The organism is Curtobacterium sp. MCLR17_059, from assembly GCF_003234665.1.
GTDB classification, from domain to species: domain Bacteria; phylum Actinomycetota; class Actinomycetes; order Actinomycetales; family Microbacteriaceae; genus Curtobacterium; species Curtobacterium flaccumfaciens.
This window is the reverse complement of the sequence record NZ_QKSU01000010.1, coordinates 89,930-107,483: the sequence shown is the minus strand read 5'-3', so window position 1 is coordinate 107,483 and position 17,554 is coordinate 89,930. Positions and strand designations below refer to the sequence as shown.

The 17,554-nt window shown below is 69.9% G+C and carries 16 protein-coding genes and 1 tRNA gene; 11 read left to right on the top strand and 6 right to left on the bottom strand.

The features are described 5' to 3' along the window. Positions 1-5 precede the first annotated feature (5 nt). The 5 genes from DEJ12_RS14040 (at position 6) to DEJ12_RS14020 (ending at position 5,042) form a co-directional block, all read left to right on the top strand. Positions 6-1,118: a prephenate dehydrogenase gene (locus DEJ12_RS14040; protein ID WP_111030462.1), complete on the top strand. Its 1,113-nt coding sequence runs from the start codon at positions 6-8 to the stop codon at positions 1,116-1,118. A 194-nt stretch (positions 1,119-1,312) separates the two neighbouring features. Continuing rightward, positions 1,313-2,008 carry a (d)CMP kinase gene (cmk, locus tag DEJ12_RS14035; RefSeq protein ID WP_111030508.1) on the top strand — a complete coding sequence of 232 codons (696 nt, stop codon included), beginning with the start codon at positions 1,313-1,315 and terminating at the stop codon, positions 2,006-2,008. A gap of 109 nt (positions 2,009-2,117) precedes the next feature. Beyond that, positions 2,118-3,638 (top strand): ribosome biogenesis GTPase Der, encoded by a 1,521-nt coding sequence (der, locus tag DEJ12_RS14030; protein ID WP_111030461.1) that lies wholly within the window; start codon positions 2,118-2,120, stop codon positions 3,636-3,638. A 114-nt stretch (positions 3,639-3,752) separates the two neighbouring features. Continuing rightward, positions 3,753-4,379: a hypothetical protein gene (locus DEJ12_RS14025; RefSeq protein ID WP_146245547.1), complete on the top strand. Its 627-nt coding sequence runs from the start codon at positions 3,753-3,755 to the stop codon at positions 4,377-4,379. A gap of 141 nt (positions 4,380-4,520) precedes the next feature. Beyond that, positions 4,521-5,042, top strand: a complete 522-nt coding sequence (locus DEJ12_RS14020) for a hypothetical protein (RefSeq protein ID WP_111030459.1) — start codon at positions 4,521-4,523, stop codon at positions 5,040-5,042. An 82-nt stretch (positions 5,043-5,124) separates the two neighbouring features. Here DEJ12_RS14020 and DEJ12_RS14015 read toward each other — a convergent pair whose 3' ends face one another. Both DEJ12_RS14015 and DEJ12_RS14010 read right to left on the bottom strand, forming a co-directional pair. Next, positions 5,125-7,254, bottom strand: a complete 2,130-nt coding sequence (locus DEJ12_RS14015) for an ATP-dependent DNA helicase RecQ (RefSeq protein ID WP_181433036.1) — start codon at positions 7,252-7,254, stop codon at positions 5,125-5,127. Positions 7,255-7,319: 65 nt separating this feature from the next. Then, on the bottom strand, positions 7,320-8,795 hold the full coding sequence (locus DEJ12_RS14010; RefSeq protein ID WP_111030458.1) for a hypothetical protein: 1,476 nt from the start codon (positions 8,793-8,795) through the stop codon (positions 7,320-7,322). A gap of 70 nt (positions 8,796-8,865) precedes the next feature. Between DEJ12_RS14010 and DEJ12_RS14005 the strand changes: the two genes are divergently transcribed. From DEJ12_RS14005 to DEJ12_RS13995, 3 genes are all read left to right on the top strand, one after another. Further along, positions 8,866-9,696, top strand: a complete 831-nt coding sequence (locus DEJ12_RS14005) for an endonuclease/exonuclease/phosphatase family protein (protein ID WP_111030457.1) — start codon at positions 8,866-8,868, stop codon at positions 9,694-9,696. Beyond that, complete coding sequence (locus tag DEJ12_RS14000; protein ID WP_146245548.1) at positions 9,693-10,274, top strand: hypothetical protein; 582 nt, start codon at positions 9,693-9,695, stop codon at positions 10,272-10,274. The genes DEJ12_RS14005 and DEJ12_RS14000 overlap by 4 nt, the downstream gene beginning before the upstream one ends. A gap of 137 nt (positions 10,275-10,411) precedes the next feature. Then, positions 10,412-10,485: transfer RNA gene (locus DEJ12_RS13995), tRNA-Pro, on the top strand. A 224-nt stretch (positions 10,486-10,709) separates the two neighbouring features. On the opposite strand, the gene DEJ12_RS13990 is transcribed toward DEJ12_RS13995, so the two are convergent. Further along, positions 10,710-11,351 carry a GNAT family N-acetyltransferase gene (locus tag DEJ12_RS13990; RefSeq protein WP_111030455.1) on the bottom strand — a complete coding sequence of 214 codons (642 nt, stop codon included), beginning with the start codon at positions 11,349-11,351 and terminating at the stop codon, positions 10,710-10,712. Positions 11,352-12,935: 1,584 nt separating this feature from the next. Between DEJ12_RS13990 and DEJ12_RS13985 the strand changes: the two genes are divergently transcribed. Continuing rightward, a complete protein-coding gene (locus DEJ12_RS13985) occupies positions 12,936-13,604 on the top strand; it encodes a trypsin-like serine protease (RefSeq protein WP_220034778.1) in 669 nt (222 codons plus the stop codon). Positions 13,605-13,656: 52 nt separating this feature from the next. Beyond that, positions 13,657-14,760: a succinyldiaminopimelate transaminase gene (gene dapC, locus DEJ12_RS13980; protein WP_111030453.1), complete on the top strand. Its 1,104-nt coding sequence runs from the start codon at positions 13,657-13,659 to the stop codon at positions 14,758-14,760. A gap of 43 nt (positions 14,761-14,803) precedes the next feature. Here the strand turns inward: dapC and DEJ12_RS13975 are convergent, their stop codons facing one another. Continuing rightward, the gene (locus DEJ12_RS13975) at positions 14,804-15,184 is read right to left on the bottom strand and encodes an MmcQ/YjbR family DNA-binding protein (protein ID WP_111030452.1); all 381 of its coding nucleotides are present in this window, start codon (positions 15,182-15,184) and stop codon (positions 14,804-14,806) included. A gap of 531 nt (positions 15,185-15,715) precedes the next feature. On the opposite strand from DEJ12_RS13975, the gene DEJ12_RS13970 reads away from it, so the two are divergent. After that, the gene (locus DEJ12_RS13970) at positions 15,716-16,603 is read left to right on the top strand and encodes an intradiol ring-cleavage dioxygenase (RefSeq protein WP_111030451.1); all 888 of its coding nucleotides are present in this window, start codon (positions 15,716-15,718) and stop codon (positions 16,601-16,603) included. A gap of 23 nt (positions 16,604-16,626) precedes the next feature. Here the strand turns inward: DEJ12_RS13970 and DEJ12_RS13965 are convergent, their stop codons facing one another. Then, entirely contained in the window at positions 16,627-16,992 is a 366-nt protein-coding gene (locus tag DEJ12_RS13965) for a DoxX family protein (protein ID WP_111030450.1), read from the bottom strand. Between the two features lie 35 nt (positions 16,993-17,027). Next, on the bottom strand, positions 17,028-17,471 hold the full coding sequence (locus DEJ12_RS13960; RefSeq protein ID WP_220034779.1) for a MarR family winged helix-turn-helix transcriptional regulator: 444 nt from the start codon (positions 17,469-17,471) through the stop codon (positions 17,028-17,030). Between the last annotated feature and the right edge of the window lie 83 nt (positions 17,472-17,554).

The window sequence follows — 17,554 nt, the reverse complement described above, 5'->3', positions numbered from 1 at the left end:
GCCCGGTGACCGACGTGACCCCGACCGACATCGACCGCCGTCTGCGCGGCCCGGTCCGGGTCGTCGGTGCCGGGTTGCTCGGCGCCTCGATCGGTCTCGCCCTGCGTGAGAAGGGTGTGGACGTCGTCCTCGACGACGTCTCGCCCGCCGCGCTGGCGCTCGCCGTGGACTACGGCGCCGGCCGTCGACCGGCTGCCGGCGACCAGCCGGAGCTGATCGTCGTCGCGGTGCCCCCGGACGTCGTCGCGACGGTGGTGGAGCGCGAGCTCGCCGCCCACCCCGACGCCGTCGTGACAGACGTCGCCAGTGTGAAGTCCGGGCCGCTCGCCGCACTGGTGGCGGCCGGGGCCGACGTCTCCCGCTACATCGGGTCGCACCCGATGGCCGGACGCGAGCGCAGCGGTCCGACCGCCGCCCGCGCCGACCTGTTCGTCGGCCGCCCGTGGGTGATCGCGGGGCACGACGGCATCACGTTCCAGCGCGCCGCGGTGGTCGAGGACCTCGCGCTCGACGTCGGCGCCACCGTCGTGCCGATGGACCCCGAGTCGCACGACCTCGCCGTGGCGTACGTCTCGCACGCGCCGCAGCTCGTGTCGACGCTGATGGCCTCGCGCCTGCGGGACGCCCCCGACGGGTCGCTCGGCCTGGCCGGCGGCGGCGTGCGCGACGTCACCCGGATCGCCGCGAGCGACCCGGGGCTCTGGGTGCAGATCATCGGGGCGAACGCCGGGCACATCCGGCCGGTGCTCACCGACCTGCGCGACGACCTGTCCCGCGTGATCGACGCGCTCGGCGACCCGGACGGTGCCGGTTCGCCGCGCACCATCGCCGAGACGATCGCCGACGGCAACCGCGGGGTCGAGCGGCTCCCCGGCAAGCACGGCACCACCAAGCGCTTCGCCCAGGTGGTCGTCCTGGTCGACGACACCCCCGGGCAGATCGCCGCACTCCTGACGTTCATCGGGGAGATCGGCATCAACCTCGAGGACATGCGCCTCGAGCACTCACCGGGCGCACAGATCGGCATCGTCGAGGTGTCGGTGCTGCCCGAGCAGGAACAGCGACTCGTCGAGGAACTCGAGGGGCGCGGATGGAGGATCGCAGCAGCATGGGCCTGAACGACGACACGAACGCAGCGACGAACGACTCCGGTGTGACCGGCGGACCGGACGGGCCCGACACCGGCCTCCCGACCCCGGGCCAGGGCGGTGCCGGCGGCCCGCTCAGCGGCAGCGGCGACGGCGGCGCACTCGGGGGCCCGGCAGGTGGCCTCGGCGAACCCGGCGGGGAGCCCGGCTCGACCAGCGCCCCGATGCCGTCCGGCCTGGCCGACGGTGCCTACGTGGCGAAGATCGTCATCGCCGTCGACGGCCCCGCCGGCAGCGGCAAGTCGAGCGTCTCCCGCGCGGCCGCACGCGCCCTGGGCTACGGGTACCAGGACACCGGCGCCGCCTACCGGGCACTCGCGTGGCACGCCCTGCAGCAGCAGGTCGACCTCGACGACGCCGCGGCGGTCCTGGCGAGCTGGGACACCTTCGACTACGCCATCGGCACCGACCCCGACGACTACTACGTCAAGGTGGGGGAGACCGACGTGACCGAGGCCATCCGCAGCCCCGACGTCACCGGCGCGGTCGCCCACATCGCGAAGCTCCCGGACGTCCGGAAGCGCCTGGTCCAGCTGTTCCGCAACGTCATGCGGAAGACCGACGCCCCGGGCATCATCACCGAGGGCCGGGACATCACCACGGTCGTCGCACCCGACGCCGAGGTCCGGATCCTGCTGACGGCCGACGAGTCCGTTAGAATGGCCCGACGCTCGGCAGAGGTCACGACCCAGTCGGCCGCCGAGACCTCCGCAGCACTCGCTCGTCGCGACGCGGCGGACGCGAAGGTCGTCGACTTCATGAACGCCGCCGACGGCGTCACGACGCTCGACTCCACCGACCTCGACTTCGACCAAACCGTGCAGGCGGTCGTCGACCTGGCCCGCGCGGCCACGCACTGACGCACGACCGGACGGCCTCGGCCGCCTGGTCACACCACGGCCGGACCCCCGGCCCCGGCCGGCAACGGCCACCGACACCGCGGCCCCGGCCGCTCGCGAGGAACCCAAGATGGCTCAGCTGGACAACCCGGACAACGACGACTTCCCCCGGTACGACGACGCCCTCGGCGAGCGGCTCGCCGGACTCGACGAGGCCGAGGCCGAGCAGCGCGCGACCGCGCTCCGCGCCGGACTCGAGGAGTACGACCTCGAGGACGAGGACCTCGCCCTGCTCGAGGCCGGTCAGGTCGGCGAGGACGGCGTCCACTACCTGCCCGCCTACCCGGTGCTCGCGATCGTCGGCCGCCCGAACGTCGGCAAGTCCGCGCTCGTGAACCGCATCCTCGGTCGTCGTGAGGCCGTCGTGCAGGACGTCCCCGGCGTCACTCGCGACCGCGTCAGCTACAAGGCCGACTGGAACGACAAGCGCTTCACGCTCGTCGACACCGGCGGCTGGGAGCCCGGCGCCGAGGGCATCAACGCCTCCGTCGCCGCGCAGGCCGAGGTCGCGATCGACCTCGCCGACGCCGTGCTGTTCGTCGTGGACGTCACGGTCGGGATCACCGCCACCGACGAGCACGTCGTGAAGATGCTCCGCGGCACCGACCGCCCCGTCATCGTCGTCGCGAACAAGGCCGACGACGAGCGCCGTGAACTCGACGCCTACGAGCTCTGGAACCTGGGGCTCGGCGAGCCGCACCCGGTGTCGGCCCTGCACGGTCGCGGCGTCGCGGACCTGCTCGACCTGATCATCAAGACGCTGCCCGACATCTCGGCCGTCGCCAAGCAGGAGGTCGGCGGCCCCCGCCGTGTGGCCATCCTCGGCCGTCCGAACGTCGGCAAGAGCTCGCTGCTCAACAAGGCTGCCGGTGAAGAGCGGGTCGTCGTGAACGACATCGCCGGCACCACCCGTGACCCGGTGGACGAGCAGATCGAGCTCGGCGGCAAGGTTTGGCGCTTCGTCGACACCGCCGGCATCCGGAAGCGCGTCCACATGCAGCAGGGCGCCGACTTCTACGCCTCGCTCCGCACCACGGCCGCGCTCGAGAAGGCCGAGGTCGCCGTCGTCGTCCTCGACGTCACCGAGCCCGTGTCCGTGCAGGACCTCCGCATCATCGACCTCGTCCTCGAGTCCGGCCGTGCCCTCGTGCTGGCCTACAACAAGTGGGACCTGCTCGACGACGAGCGACGCCGTTACCTGGAGCGCGAGATCGAGCAGGACCTGGCGCACGTCGCCTGGGCCCCGCGCGTGAACATCTCCGCCCGCACCGGCCGCCACCTCGAGAAGCTCGTGCCGGCGCTCGAGACCGCTCTCGAGTCGTGGGACACCCGCATCCCGACCGGCAAGGTCAACGCCTTCATCGCCGAGCTCGTGCAGGAACACCCGCACCCCGTGCGCGGCGGCAAGCAGCCCCGCATCCTGTTCGGGACCCAGGCGTCGAGCCAGCCGCCGACCTTCGTGCTCTTCACGTCGGCGTTCCTCGACCCGCAGTACCGACGCTTCATCACGCGTCGCCTCCGCGAGGTCTGGGGCTTCTCCGGCACGCCGATCAACGTCAACATGCGGGTGCGCGAGCGCCGGAAGCGCTGAGCGCTCCCACCCGTCACGCAGAACGCGCCTCGATCCGTCGGGGCGCGTTCTGCGTTCGCGTTCGGCCTGGAGGCCCGGGGCCGGTCCGGCGCGCCGGTGCGGCATCATGGGGGCGTGGGTACCGGGCCGTGGGCAGCGGACCGACGTCGGCTCGCCCTGGTGGGTGTCCTCGTCGGTGTGGTCGTCGTGGGGTCGGTGTCCCTGTGGACGATCTCGCACGCACCGGACGACGGCGACTCGGTCACCCGTGCCGACTCCGTGCCCTCCGAGCCGGCGCAGTCGCCAGACGTCCGACTGCCGCCGGCCAACGGCCTCGAGGAACCGATCGACCCCGAACCCGTCCGTCCGGTCGACGGTTCGCCCATCGACCCGTGGTGGCGCCGCGTCCCGCCGGTATCCGGTGACATCGTCGGCATCGGAGCTGCGGCCTCGGGGCACGTGCGGATCGCCGGGAACACAGGTGACGAGACCCTCGCGGTGGAGATCGACCACCTGGAGACCGGCGGGGACGGCCCGGTCGACGTGGTGCTGTCCGCGGGGACGGTGCGCGGTGGCTCGAAGCCGGTGTGGACCCCCGCCGGGGAGTCCTACGACCTGTTCCAGGCCGCCGGGGTCGAACAGGGGCTGACCGTCGTGCTCAGCGACCCGTGGTCACTGCCCGACGAGGTCCGTTCCCTGGTCCTGCTGGACGCCGGCACCGGCACCGTGCTGGGCGGCGCGGCACTCGTCCCGTCGGACTGAGCGGGGCCGGGGCGGGGGCCTTGCTGTGCCGACGCAGAACGACTGTGTCGTGGTCGTCCGACGTCGACAGTGTCGTTCCGCATCGGTGCTCGTGGCTGTGCCGCGTCTGCTGTCGGCCTCGGGATGGGGCACGATGTACTGGTGACGCAGCAGAACGACGGACTCGGTGTGCTCGCCGACCGTGTGTGGTGCCGTCTGCGGCTCGACCGGTTGGCCGGAGGTCGGCAGTCCGGGTACGTGATCCGCGAGGACATGCTCGAACACCCCGACACCGTCCGCTCGTTCCGGTGGATCCGGTGGCTGCTCGTCGCGGAGACCGTCGTCGGCCTCACCGCCATCGTGGTCGCCGTGCTGCTGACCCGCGCGGGGGACACCCTGTCGTGGGCGGTGTGGTTCCGGTCCACCGTGGTGCTGCTCATCACCCTGACGCTCTACGTGTTCGCCTGGCGTGCGCAGCTCGGGTACTACTGGGCGTACCAGCGGCTGCGGTTGTTCAGCCGGATCTTCCCGATCGTGACGCTGATCGTCGCGGCGATCCCCGGGCTCTACCCGTTCTGGATGGTCATCGAGCAGATCCTGTTCTCGGTGCTCATGGTCGGCATCGGCGACGTGCTGACGAGCGACCACATGCGGGCCACGTTCCCGAAGCCCGCGCGGCGGTAGGGTTCCGGCGGGCGGGTGGACCGGCTCCGCGACAGAACACGAGTCGATCGACGCGTGGAGTGTCGCAAAACAGGTGCGGAGGCTACGCGACCGTGGCCAGGGCGAACGGGAGCACGGCGGAGGCCCCGGCGCGCCGGAGCTCCCGGCCGGCGACGGTCATCGTCCACCGGCTGTCGACCAGGTCGTCGACGAGCAGCACCGGGCCCTCGTGTGCCTGCAGGGCGGCGGCGAGCGACGGATCGACCACGAAGGTGTCCCACACGCCGGACAGTCGGTAGGCGCTGTTCGTCGCACCGTCGCCACGAGGGGTCCCGCCGGCACGGCCGAGCGTGCCGAGGAACTGCAGCCGCCCGATGGTGGACAGCGCCTGGGCGAGGGACCCCACGAGCTCGGGCCGTGACCGCGAGGACATCGCCACGACGCCGGTCGGCCGGGTCTCCCACGGCCAGTCCTTGAGCGCCCGGACACAACCGACGACGAGCTCGCGCGAGATCGGGGCATCCGGGGTGGACGGCGAGAACAGTGCACGCAGGGGACCGCCCCAGCCGAGGTCGGTCAGACGCGCCACCGCACGGCCGGGCTGCACGAGCTCGTCCGCGCCGATCTTGCCCCGCACCGAGACCCCGAGCGACGACATCCCCGAGGGCCACTGGGCACGCGGGGCGATCTCGACGCCGACCTTGTCGAGCGCGGCCGCCGCTCCGGACGAGTCGGTGTCGGACACGGCGGTCGGGAACCACGCCCCGGCGCAGTTGTCGCACCGGCCGCAGGGCTCGGCCGAGGGGTCGTCGAGGTCCTGCTGCAGCAGCTGCATGCGGCAGGCCGAGGTGGACTCGTAGTCGAGCATCGACGCTGCCTCCGCAGCACGGGCCGCTGCGACCCGCTCGTACCGGGGCGCGTCGTACTCCCACGGCTGCCCGGTCGACACCCAGCCGCCGGTGACGCGTCGGACGGCGCCGTCGACGTCGAGCACCTTGAGCAGGAGTTCGAGGGTGGAGCGCTTGATGTCGACCAGGCCCTCGAGCGCCACGGTCGACATCGCGGTGTCGGTGGACAGGGCGCCGAGCACGGCGGCGGCGCGGGCCTCGGTCGGCATCGAGGCGCTGGCGAAGTACTGCCAGATCTCGCGGTCCTCGCGCCCGGGCAGGAGCAGGACGTCGGCGTTGTCGGTCGCACGACCCGCACGACCGATCTGCTGGTAGTAGGCGACGGGCGACGAGGGAGCCCCGACGTGCACGACGAACCCGAGGTCGGGCTTGTCGAACCCCATGCCGAGCGCGCTCGTGGCGACCAGGGCCTTCAGCTCGTTGCCCTTGAGCTGCTGTTCGAGCTGTTCGCGCTCGTCGGTGTCGGTGCGCCCCGTGTAGGCACGGACGGCGTACCCGTTGTCGCGCAGCAGCCGGGCGATGTCCTCGGCCGCCGAGACGGTGAGCGTGTAGATGATGCCGCTGCCGGGCAGGTCGCCGAGGTGCGCGAGGAGCCAGCCGAGCCGCTGCCGGGCATCGGGCAGCGTGAGCACGCCGAGGCGCAGGGACTTGCGAGCCAGGGACCCACGGATGGTGAACACCGGGTCGGCCGGACCGGCGGTGAGCTGCTCGGCGACGTCCTCGACCACGCGCTCGTTCGCCGTCGCGGTGGTCGCCAGGACGGGGACGCCATGGGGGAGCGACCGGATGAGCTCGGCCAGCCGGCGGTAGTCCGGCCGGAAGTCGTGGCCCCAGTCCGAGATGCAGTGCGCTTCGTCGACCACGAGCATGCCCATCCGGGCGATCAGGGTCGGCATCTGCTCGTCGCGGAACTTCGGGTTGTTCAGGCGCTCGGGGGAGACGAGGAGCACGTCGACCTCGTCACGGGCGAGGGCAGCCTGGGTCTCGCCCCACTCGTGGGCGTTCGCGGAGTTGATCGACACCGCACGGACACCGGCCCGCGCGGCGGCGGCGACCTGGTCGCGCATCAGGGCGAGCAGCGGCGACACCAGGACCGTCGGGCCGCCCCCGCGTCGGCGCAGCAGCAGCGTCGCGAGGAAGTACACCGCGGACTTGCCCCACCCGGTGCGCTGCACGACCAGGGCGCGCTGCCGGTGCTCGACCAGCGCCGAGATGGCCTCGAGCTGGCCGGGGTGGAACACCGCGTCGGGGCGCCCCGTGAGCGCAGCGAGCGCCTGCTGCGCCTCGGCGGCGATGTCTGCAGAAGGCGGGGCGGTGGTTTCCATGCCCCCATGCTGTCAGCACCGACCGACGTAACGCAGGTCGCGCCTCCAGGCTGTGGAGAAGCTCCCTACTGGTAGGTGACCAACGACGGCGTCGGCCGCACGTCCCGCATCGTCTGCGCGGGCGTCAGCATGGGCGTGTCCTCGTCGTAGAAGTTCTTCCAGCCCCAGTGCAGCCCCTCCGGCGCGCCCTGGTGCAGTGCCTTCCACGTCGCCTGCTTGTCCGGCTGCGACCCCTGCCCGTCGACGTGCACGAGCATGTCGAGCTCCGGGTGGGTCTGCAGTGCGGAGCGGTCCTGGATCATCGACAGCCGGAACTGGTGCAGCACCAGGGCCTTCGGCGGCAGCCCCTCGTCGCGCACGAGTCCAGCCAGCCACGAGGAGACCTCGTTCACCTCGGACGCCGAGACGCTCCCGATCTGCTTGAGGGGCACCTGGTCCTTCGTCAGCCGCCACTCCGGGTCGAGCGCCAGCCAGACGCCCGGCTTCTTCAGCAGCGACTCGTACTTCTTGGCCTGCGACAGGAAGTCCGACCGCCCGGGCTGCAGGTCGATGATGACCGGCATGTCCGCGTCGTGGGCGGCCTCGACGTAGGGCTCGAGCGTCGACACCGGCAGCTCCGTCGAGTAGTCGCCGTCGGCTCCGGCGTCCCCGGCGGCGACGGTCGCGATGACCTCCATCGCCGGCGTCACGAGCTCGTCGGACTTGGCCCGGTACGGCTTCGCGACCTGCTCGGCACGCTGCACGGTCTCCTTCGGCCCCTGCTCACCGAGCACGCCCAGCGCCGGCGCCCCCGGAGCCCCGTACAGCGCCACGTACCGGTGCCCGTCGAACGGCCGCTGGCCGCCGTTCCGCAGCTGGAACCCGCCCTCGGCAGCCCGGACCGTCCACTCCGGGTCCGGCAGTGCCTCGAACGCCGCACCGACCAGGACGGTCGGGTGCTTCGCCCGCTCGTGCAGCGCGGTCACCACGTCGGGTGCGGCAGCCGGGTCGGTCACGCCCCTCGGCATGGTCACGACGCGGGCACCGGCGGCCTTCGCTGTTGCCACGGCAGCAGCGTCCGCACTCGCGTCCGCCACCACCACGGTCGCCTGCCGGGAGGCCCGGGTCGACTCCGGCGCGTCACCACCGTCCGGCGCCTGCCGCTGTTCGACGTCCGTGTCGACCGACAGGTCGCCCTCGGCCTGGTACCAGTCGGCATCGAGCCGGTCGAGCTCGCGGGCGACGGCAGTGCTCTTGTCCTTGGCCGTCAGCAGCACCGGGACGTGGGCGCTCGCCGCAGCCTTCGCCGCATCGCGGATGCCGTCGGCGTCGCCTGCCCGGGCGACGACCGCTCCCGGGGCACTCGCGAACAGGGCCTTGCTGACGCGGACGGACCGGGCTGCGGCGTCCGAGGCGTCGGCCACCGTGACGGTGTCGGCCGAGGCCTTCGCCAACGTCGGGCGGCTCGTGTCCGGTCCGCTCGACGTGCACCCGGCGGCTCCGAGCAGCAGGCCGGAGACCGCGATCGCGACCAGGAGACGAGGGGTGGAACGAGAACGCATCGAGCCACCATACGAGCCAGACGGAGAGGTCCCTGGGAATCCGACGGGTGTCGTCTCGTAGAAGGGAGGCATGCCCCACCACCCCGACGACCGCCCGCTCATCGGACCGGTCCGGTCGCCCGAGGTGCACTGCATGACGCTCAACGTGCGTCGCCGCGTGCCGCGGCAGCCGACCCACCCGGACGCCTGGGATCGTCGCCGAGACGCCGTGCTCGCGCTCGTCACGTCCGAAGCGCCCACCGTCCTCGCCGTCCAGGAGGCCCTGCCCACGCAGGCAGACGACCTGACGTCCGGCCTCGGGTCGGGTTGGGAGCCCGTCCTGGCCGGGCGGGGAACGCGCGGCGGTGGCGAACAGGTCGGCCTGTTCCTCGACCGTTCCCGCCTCGACGTCGTCGAGCGCCGCACCTGGGCACTCTCCCGCACACCCCACCGCCCCGGCTCGCGGTCGTGGGCCACGTCCTTCCCCCGGCACGCCGTCGGAGCCGTCGTCGACGACCGCGCGACCGGCGTTCGGTTCCTGGCGATCGCCACCCACCTCGACGTCGCCTCGCCGTGGGCCCGGCTGCGGTCCGCCGAACTGCTCGGCCGGATCGTCCGGCAGCGCGGCCTGCCCGCCGTGGTCATGGCCGACTGGAACAGCCCCGCCGGATCCGCACCATGGCGAGCCCTGGCGGAGGCTGGGGTCGAGGACAGCTGGGGGCGGGCCTCCAGGCAGGTGGGTGAGCCCTACGGGACGTACCCGCACTACGGGAGTCCGCGTGTTGGTGGCCGGCGGATCGACGGGGTGCTCGTGACCTCCGAGGCGGAGGTGGACCGCGTCGCGGTCGACGTGCGGCGGCCGGGCGGCGTGTGGCCGTCCGACCACGCCGCCGTGCACGCGGTCGTGCGGTGGGCGTCGTGATCGCCACGCTCGGGCCGACGTTCCTGCGGCCGCGGTTCCTGGTGGCCGACGTGGTGCGGGCGCTGACGCTCGTGAGCGTCGTCGTGGCGAGTGTCGGGTGGGGTGGGACGGCGTTCCCGGTCATGGCGCTGGTGCTGCTCGGTGTCGTGGTGCCGCGGATGCTCGGACTGCGGCCCGCCTTCGACGTGGCGGTGTGCGTGCTCGTCCTCGTCGCCGGGTGGTCGAGCGTGCTCGAGTGGTACACGACCGTCTTCCTGTGGGACAAGTTCATGCACGTCGTGCTGACGGGGCTGCTCGCGGCGGTGCTCTACGTCATCGGTGCCGACCTGCGGGCGGTACCGGCCCCGCACGCCGAGCGCCGGGTGGTCGTCGCGGTGCTCGCGCTGTGTGCGGGACTCGCGGTCGGGGCGGTCTGGGAGATGGGGGAGTGGCTCGGGCACAACTTCGTCGACTCGAAGATCTTCGTCGGGTACGACGACACGATCGGGGACCTGGCGGCGGACGGGTCCGGCGGGTTGCTCGTCGGGCTCGGGTTGCCGTGGTTGGCGGCGCGGCGCGAGGTGGTGCGGCCGGGATGAGCGTGTCGATCGGGTCGCGTTGCTCCGACTCGCCGTGGCACGGAGGGGGTCTGACGTCCGCTATGCTGGACCGGTCGCTCGCGCTCCGGTCGGACGTGGGCGAGGATCCTCCGGGGTCCTGAGTTCTCCGGAACTCGCGGGCTGTGGCGCAGCTTGGTAGCGCACTTGACTGGGGGTCAAGGGGTCGCAGGTTCAAATCCTGTCAGCCCGACCGAAACGTGTCTGACACTACGACAGAAGCCCACCGAGGATCTCGGTGGGCTTCTTCGTTCCCGTGGCTGTCATCGGACCGTACGCCCAGGGCTGCCTCACGGCGTCGTTCAGCGGACCACCCATGTGCGACACGACTCTGCTCGCGGGTCGTCCAGTTCCGAGTTGGACACCGAGGTCCGTGGAAGGACCGGCTACCGGGCGGCTGTGTCCTCGCCTGCTCGACTACATCAAGAACTCGGTCGCTGCTTCGACCCCTTCAGTCGTCAGGCTCCAGCTCGGCCGAGCGAAGTCCTCCCGCCTCAAGCGCACCCTGACCTCGTCAACGACCTCATCGGCGCGAGTCTGGGCACGAGTGACACCGTTGAGCTCGTAACCGAGCTTCGCGGACACCCGAAGGGATGGCTCGTTCCACGCGACTGCGCTCGACTCCGCCCACTCAGCCCCCAAACGGTCGAACGAGAACAGCAGCAGCGCCGCCCGCATCTCGGTCCCGAGCCCTCGGCCCTGCTGCGCGAGGGCAAGCCATGAGCCGCTCTCGACGGTCCTTCGAGCTGCGAAGCGGCGAGCGTGCAGCTCCTGAACCCCGACCGGCGTCCCCTCGTGGAACACGGTGAAGCTCACACCCCACGAGTCACGGCTCACCCCGGACCGGAGCTTCCAGTGGTACTGCGCCAAAGAACGAGCCAACGTCGTCGGTTCTGCGTCCGTCCACGGGACACCGAACGGCATCCGAGCGGGATCGTGGACACCTGACAGGGCCACGTCGACGAGTCCAGGAAGATCCTCGTCGCGCAAGGGCCGCAGTTCCAGACGAGGAGTCATGAGGCGCAGCCCGAACAAGGGCCAAACGTGATCGAGATTCATCGCCCAACGATACGAGCGCGGCGTCGAACGTTACGGGCTCGCGATGTCCCGCTGGCCGATCCGCTACCGGGCGGGATCTAGCAGAGCCTGGGGGTGGCGGTTGGCGAGGGCTCTGGTTGGGCACCGTTCGCTGATCGCCGTCGTGCAGGGTGGCCGCTAGAGGACTACGGCCAGGACGACCCATCCGACGATCGCTGATGCCACTACCAGCAAGAGCGGGGAGACCGACACTGGTCGTCCTTCAGGTGGTCGTCGCCGTTCTTGCACGACGACGAAAATGACGCTGGCTATGAGAACCCCAAGTACGACTGCCCATACCGCCCACCAGGCACCCCCACGTCCCAGTGCGAAGGCAAGCCAGCCGCCCTGGGCCGGAAGTAGGAGGGCTCCGCCAACTCGGTCGGCCACCTCACGTCGTCGCCGGCCGCGGTTCCGCCGCGCGCCGGGCTCGCGATCACGGACCATCCGCTCAATCTAGCGAGCGAGGGGGCTATGACCCGATTCTGTCAACCGCCGTGGTTTCAGAGCTTCCAGCGCGTCCGGTCGACGATCGGCTATCGGACATCGCTGGCTGACTCCTTGTCGGGTATCCGCTTCGACTCCGAGTGTGGGTGTGGGTGTGGACGAGGCTTCGAGGGGGGTGCGTGCTGCGCGCTGTGTGCGGGCGGCGCCGTGAATGCCCGCTACCGAGCGGTGGGCATGGGGTGTCGCTCGGGCAACTGTCTAATCAGTGAGTGCACGGTTCTGTACGACTGCAGTAATGCCTGCTGAGACGAGAAGAACACCATGGCGGCAGCGTGAAGGAGCACGGCCGGGCAGGGTGCTCAACTGACCTCGCCATCCGCATCCAGCTCGGCCTGAGCAGGGCTGCACGCGGGCACCCGGCGGATTGCCCGCCCCGCCTGGGATGCTGTGACTAGTTTCACTAGACGGTCGTATAGGAACCTGTTTAGCCTTGCGTGACCAGTCACTGGCCCTTGCGCGTGCAGGCCTCTGACTCTGAACCGCCAACGACATCGGCCGCATCCGCAGTCGGTCTCAGCATCCACTGCTCGGTATTCGAGCTGAGGGTCGTCAACACGACGAGCTTGCACCGAGTCGGTTGTTGAGAACTCGGCGGCGCCGAGGCGGACTGATTCAGCTGGTCGCTACTTTCCCGACGGTCGCCGTGTTGATGATCGTCGCCAGGCCAACATCCACAAGAGGACGTAATCGTTGCTGGAACCGCACAAGAGCCCCATGCCGTCGGACGTGAAGCGTTTTTCCGGGTCGGAAGCACCGACCGAGGATCGCGAGCGGACCAGCTCACAGCGGTCGAGACGCCGGCGCCGCGTTCTCGCGGTTGCCGTCGTGGCCCTGGCTGCGCTGCTACCCCCGTTGCTCGGCAGTGAGGTCGCTTCAGCGGTCGTCCCACCCCGGAACCCAGATCGCGCGTCGTTGCCGATCATCTCGGGGACGAAGGTCAGTGTTCCGGGAGGGTCGTGCACGGCGGGTGCCGTCCTCACCCCGAAGAGTCTCTTCTCGCGCCTCACCGCGTATCAGAGGGCGACGAGGTGGGTGGTCCTGGCAAAGCACTGCGCTCCCATGTACGCGTCCATCCACATGGGGACCAGAGCCGTAGGGAACGTCGTCTGGCAGTCCGCCACGTCGGACATCGAGCTGGTGCGCGTTTCGCCGCAACCGGACAACATGGCGCTGATCTGCGCAGCTCATCACAGCCAGCCCGCGTTCTGCAGTCCCTTCCAGACCTACACTCCGCTGGCGAACAACCGGGTGTTCTTCCTCGCGAATGGTCGCGAGGCGCGGGTGCCTGTGAGTGGTTGGGCCGATGCGCCTGATGACCAGTTCTGCACAAGCGGGTGGGCTTCTGGCGTCAAGTGCGTCTGGCACGGGTTTTCCCTCGAGCCCGGAATCTACCGGCCACCGTACGAGCACATCAGCGCGGCGAACGCCTCGGAGTTCGAGAGCATCGCCAACGGGGACTCTGGCGGGCCGGTGGTGACCTACGACCGACACCTCCTCGGGATCATCTCGTCGGGCGAGGCGGTCGGACGTACCGGCGGACGATCGGTTGTGTACTACACGCCGATGCGCCAGGTCCTGCATGAGCTGTTCAGCTATGAGCTCGGCCCCGCGGACATACCGACGGCCGAGGGGGAGGGCAATGCGCTGCCGGACAGCGGAAGCGGCAGCGGCAGCGGCAGCGGCAGCGGCAGCGGCAGCAATGCCGGGTGGGAACTCGCGCCGAACTAGCCCACCGCCGCAGGCACCGACAGACCCTCGCTGACCAACGATCGGACTCCACATGTCGAAGCTCGATGATCTCCCCGCCCTGCCATGGGACACGCTGGACGGGTTCAAACGAACCGCGAGCCAGCATCCAGATGGGTTGCTCGACCTTTCGATGGGGTCTCCTGTCGACCCGACGCCGCAGATCCTCCGAGACGCGCTCGTTGCGGCAACGGATGCGCCGGGCTACCCGCAGGTCGCTGGCACCCCCGCGTTGCGTGACGCGATCGTGCAGTGGTACGAGCGCCGACGGGGTGTCGCTGACCTCGACGTCGCAGAGGTCCTCCCGACCATCGGGTCGAAGGAACTCATCGCGGGTCTGCCCACGTGGCTCGGGCTCGGACCCGGTGACACCGTCGTCCACCCCTCGCTCGCATACCCGACCTACGCTGTCGGGGCGGCCCTCGCCGGCGCGGACTCCGTCGGTGCCGATGACCCCGCTGCTTGGCCCGCGTCGACGCGTCTCGTGTGGCTGAACAGCCCGCGGAACCCCGACGGGAAGGTCTGGGGAATCGATGAGCTCCGCGGGGCGGTGCGCCGAGCTCGGGAGCTCGGCGCGGTCATCGCCTGTGATGAGTGCTACGCGGAGCTCGGATGGTCAACGTCGTCAGAGCGAACGACACCGAGCATCCTTGATCCGCGCGTCGTCGGTGTGACGCGCCATGGAGTTCTCAGCGTCTACTCCCTGAGCAAGCAGTCGAACATCGCCGGGTATCGAGCCGGGGTGATTGCGGGGGATGCCGACATTCTGCGCCGGCTTCTGACGATCCGCCGCCATTCGGGACTGATCACCCCGAACCCGGTGCAGGCAGCGATGCGAGCGGCGTTCAGTGACGACCGTCATGTGGCGGCGCAGGTTGCGTTGTACGCTCACCGCCGTTCACGTCTGATCGGCGGATTGGCCGCCGCCGGACTTGGTGTCGATGAGAGCACTGCCGGCCTCTTCCTCTGGGCGACGCGACGCGAACCGGCGCTCGAAACCGCGCAATGGTTCGCCGAGCGTGGCATCTTGGTCGCGCCGGGGAGCCTCTACGGGCCTTCCGGCGCTGAACACGTTCGTCTCGCGTTGACGGCTACCGACACCCACATCGACGAAGCGGTGGAACGCCTCGCGACTTGACCCACCCAACGCACACTTCCGCCCGTCGAGGTCCGGGTGCCGCTCAGTTATTCGTGAAAGAGGCTGGGTCCACTGGCTGTCGAGTCTTGGGAAGGCCGGCCACGACGAGCAAGTACGACTCGGTCACGAGCTCGTCGACGTGGGTTGCGTCCAAGGTCCCGTTGGGATGCAGCGTGATCCAGTGCCGCTTGTTCATGTGGTAACCGGGGGTGATGTCGTCGTGTTGCTCGCGGAGGGCCTTCGCGTCTGCGGGATCGGCCTTGAGGACGACGATGGGTTCCCCGGTGACCGCCGTCTGCAACATGAACACCTTGTCCCGGACCTTGTACACATCCCACTCCGCACCGAAGGGGTGCGTCAACTCGGCACCGGGGAGTTCCTGTGCTCGAGCTGACGCGCGCTTCTGCAATGTGTCTCCATGCATGTTTGATGTCTCCAGTTTCTCTTTGCGGACGGGGGGAGGGTGCGTCGATGGTGATCAGAGGGAACGCCATCGGGGCTGATTGGTGTGCAGTCGGTGTTCGCCGAGCTGATCGGAGTGGGCGCCTAGCTGGACGCGGTGCTGGGTTTCGCCGGCGGGGACGAGTCGAGCACTTGGAGCGAACACCAAGGAAGCCTCGCTGGTCAGCGAACGAGCCAGCGGCGCCCGGGTCGTCCCGGACTGGTGTTGAAGCCCAGATGGATCTTCGGAGCAAGGTCGACGAGGACGTTCATCCTTTGACGGACAAGCAACAGGATCAGTCCTGATTTCCGCCGAGGGGCAACTTGTGTGCGTGATTGCAAATCGGTCCCATTGCACGCGTCGTCGCCATTCGCTCCTTGCGGGCTGCGAGACGCGCAGGAACAGAATGCGTCATGACGTCGTTCACGGCTGATTCATCACCGGATCAGGGCAGCGGTTCACTGCGGGCCGGAATGGTGGTGCTCCCCGACGCTCGTTCTTTGAGAGGACAGCATGAGCCGCATCCCCGAGCCCGACGCTACCCCCGATGGGCCTGCCTACGAGGGGCGCCTGCTCGAGAGGGCCGGCGATGAGGTCGTCGACCAGGGGGTCGCTTTCGATGTCGGGACGCTCTTCTCGCGCCGGGCCGTGTTGAGCCTCATCGGCATCGGTGTCGGCTCGGTGGTGCTGGCGGCCTGCAGCGCCGCCGCCCCCGCCCCGGTGGTCAGTCCTGGAGGTGCGGCGAGGCCGGGAGGGGCGGCAGGCGAGATCCCGGAGGAGACCGCCGGTCCGTTCCCCGGAGACGGTTCGAATGGGGCCGACGTTCTTGAGCGATCGGGCATCGTCCGCAGCGACATCCGGACGAGCATTGGGGGAGGGGGCACTGCTGCCGGGGTACCGATCACCCTGCGGCTCACGGTTCTCGACATGGCGAACGGAGACGCACCGTTCGCTGACGTCGCCGTGTACGTCTGGCAGTGCGACGCGAGTGGCGGTTACTCGATGTACTCCGCTGGCCTCGAGGATGAGACGTACCTCCGAGGCGTGCAGGTCGCCGACGCGACCGGCACGGTGGGGTTCACGTCGATCTTCCCCGGCTGCTACACCGGTCGCTGGCCGCACATCCACTTCGAGGTGTACCCGAACCGTGACGCGGTCAGCGACTCCACGAACGTCATCGCCACATCCCAGGTCGCCCTGCTCGAGGACGCCAGCCGAGCCGTCTACTCCCAAGGTGGCTACGACGGATCCACGCGGAACCTCGACGAGGTCAGCCTCGACACCGACATGGTCTTCGGTGATGACGGCGTCGCTCTCCAGCTCGCGACGATGACCGGCGACGCGACCGCCGGCTACGAGGTGTCCCTCACGGTGCGTGTCGACACCGGCACGACCCCCTAGTCTGCCGCCCCTCGCTCGGAGGATCAGATCAGCACGATGAAGCCGAGCACGGCTGCGACGATCGAGAGCACGCCCAGGACCAGCGGCGGGAGGACCGGTTCGTCTCGGCGTGCGTGAACGACGACGGCATCGGTCATGAGGGCAGCGAGTCCGAGAGCAGCGATCGGGCTGAGAAGGGGCGCGACCCCGGTCAGACGGGGCAGGACGAGTCCGATCGCCCCGATGGCTTCCAAGGCGGCCACGGTTTTGATCGCCGGCGAGGAGAATTCCGCCGCCCAGGGCATTCCTCCATCGATGAGGGCCGTTCGCGGGCGGAGGAGCTTCAGGATCCCGGCGCCGAGGAAGGCGAGAGCGAGAAGGCCGGTGATGATCCAGAGTGCGATGTCCATGGTGTCTTCCGTTGGGTTGTGTCAGCTTGAGTAGGTCAGCTGGGGGTGGGGGGCTGGCTGGTGTCGAGGTGCTGGTGCAGGGTCTCGGTCAGGGTGCGCATCGCGTCGAGCTGAGTCGGAGTGAACGCGTCGATGAAGATCTCGCGGACCAGCCGCAGGTGAGACGCCGATGAGCTGCGGAAGATCCTGGAGCCGGTGTCGGTCAGGGTCACGGCGGCGCCGCGGGCGTCGCCGCCCACGAGCCCTCGAGTGATGAGGCCGCGTTCTTCCATGCGGCGCAGGTGGTGCGACAGGCGGCTCCGCTCCCACCCCACGACATCGGCGACATCGGACGACCGGAGCGTCTTCTCGGCCGCCTCGCTGAGGGCGAGCATGACCGCGTAGTCGCCGGGTGAGATCCCTGACGTGTCGTGGAACGCGGTCGTCAGGGTGCGTTTGACCTGTTCGGAGGTCTCGACGTAGTCGCGCCAGACCGCCAATTCGGCTGCGTTGGGCGATCTTCGTCGTGCTGGTGCGTCGTGTTCGTCTTTCATCACGCCTCCCTGTTGACATCTCGACCGTA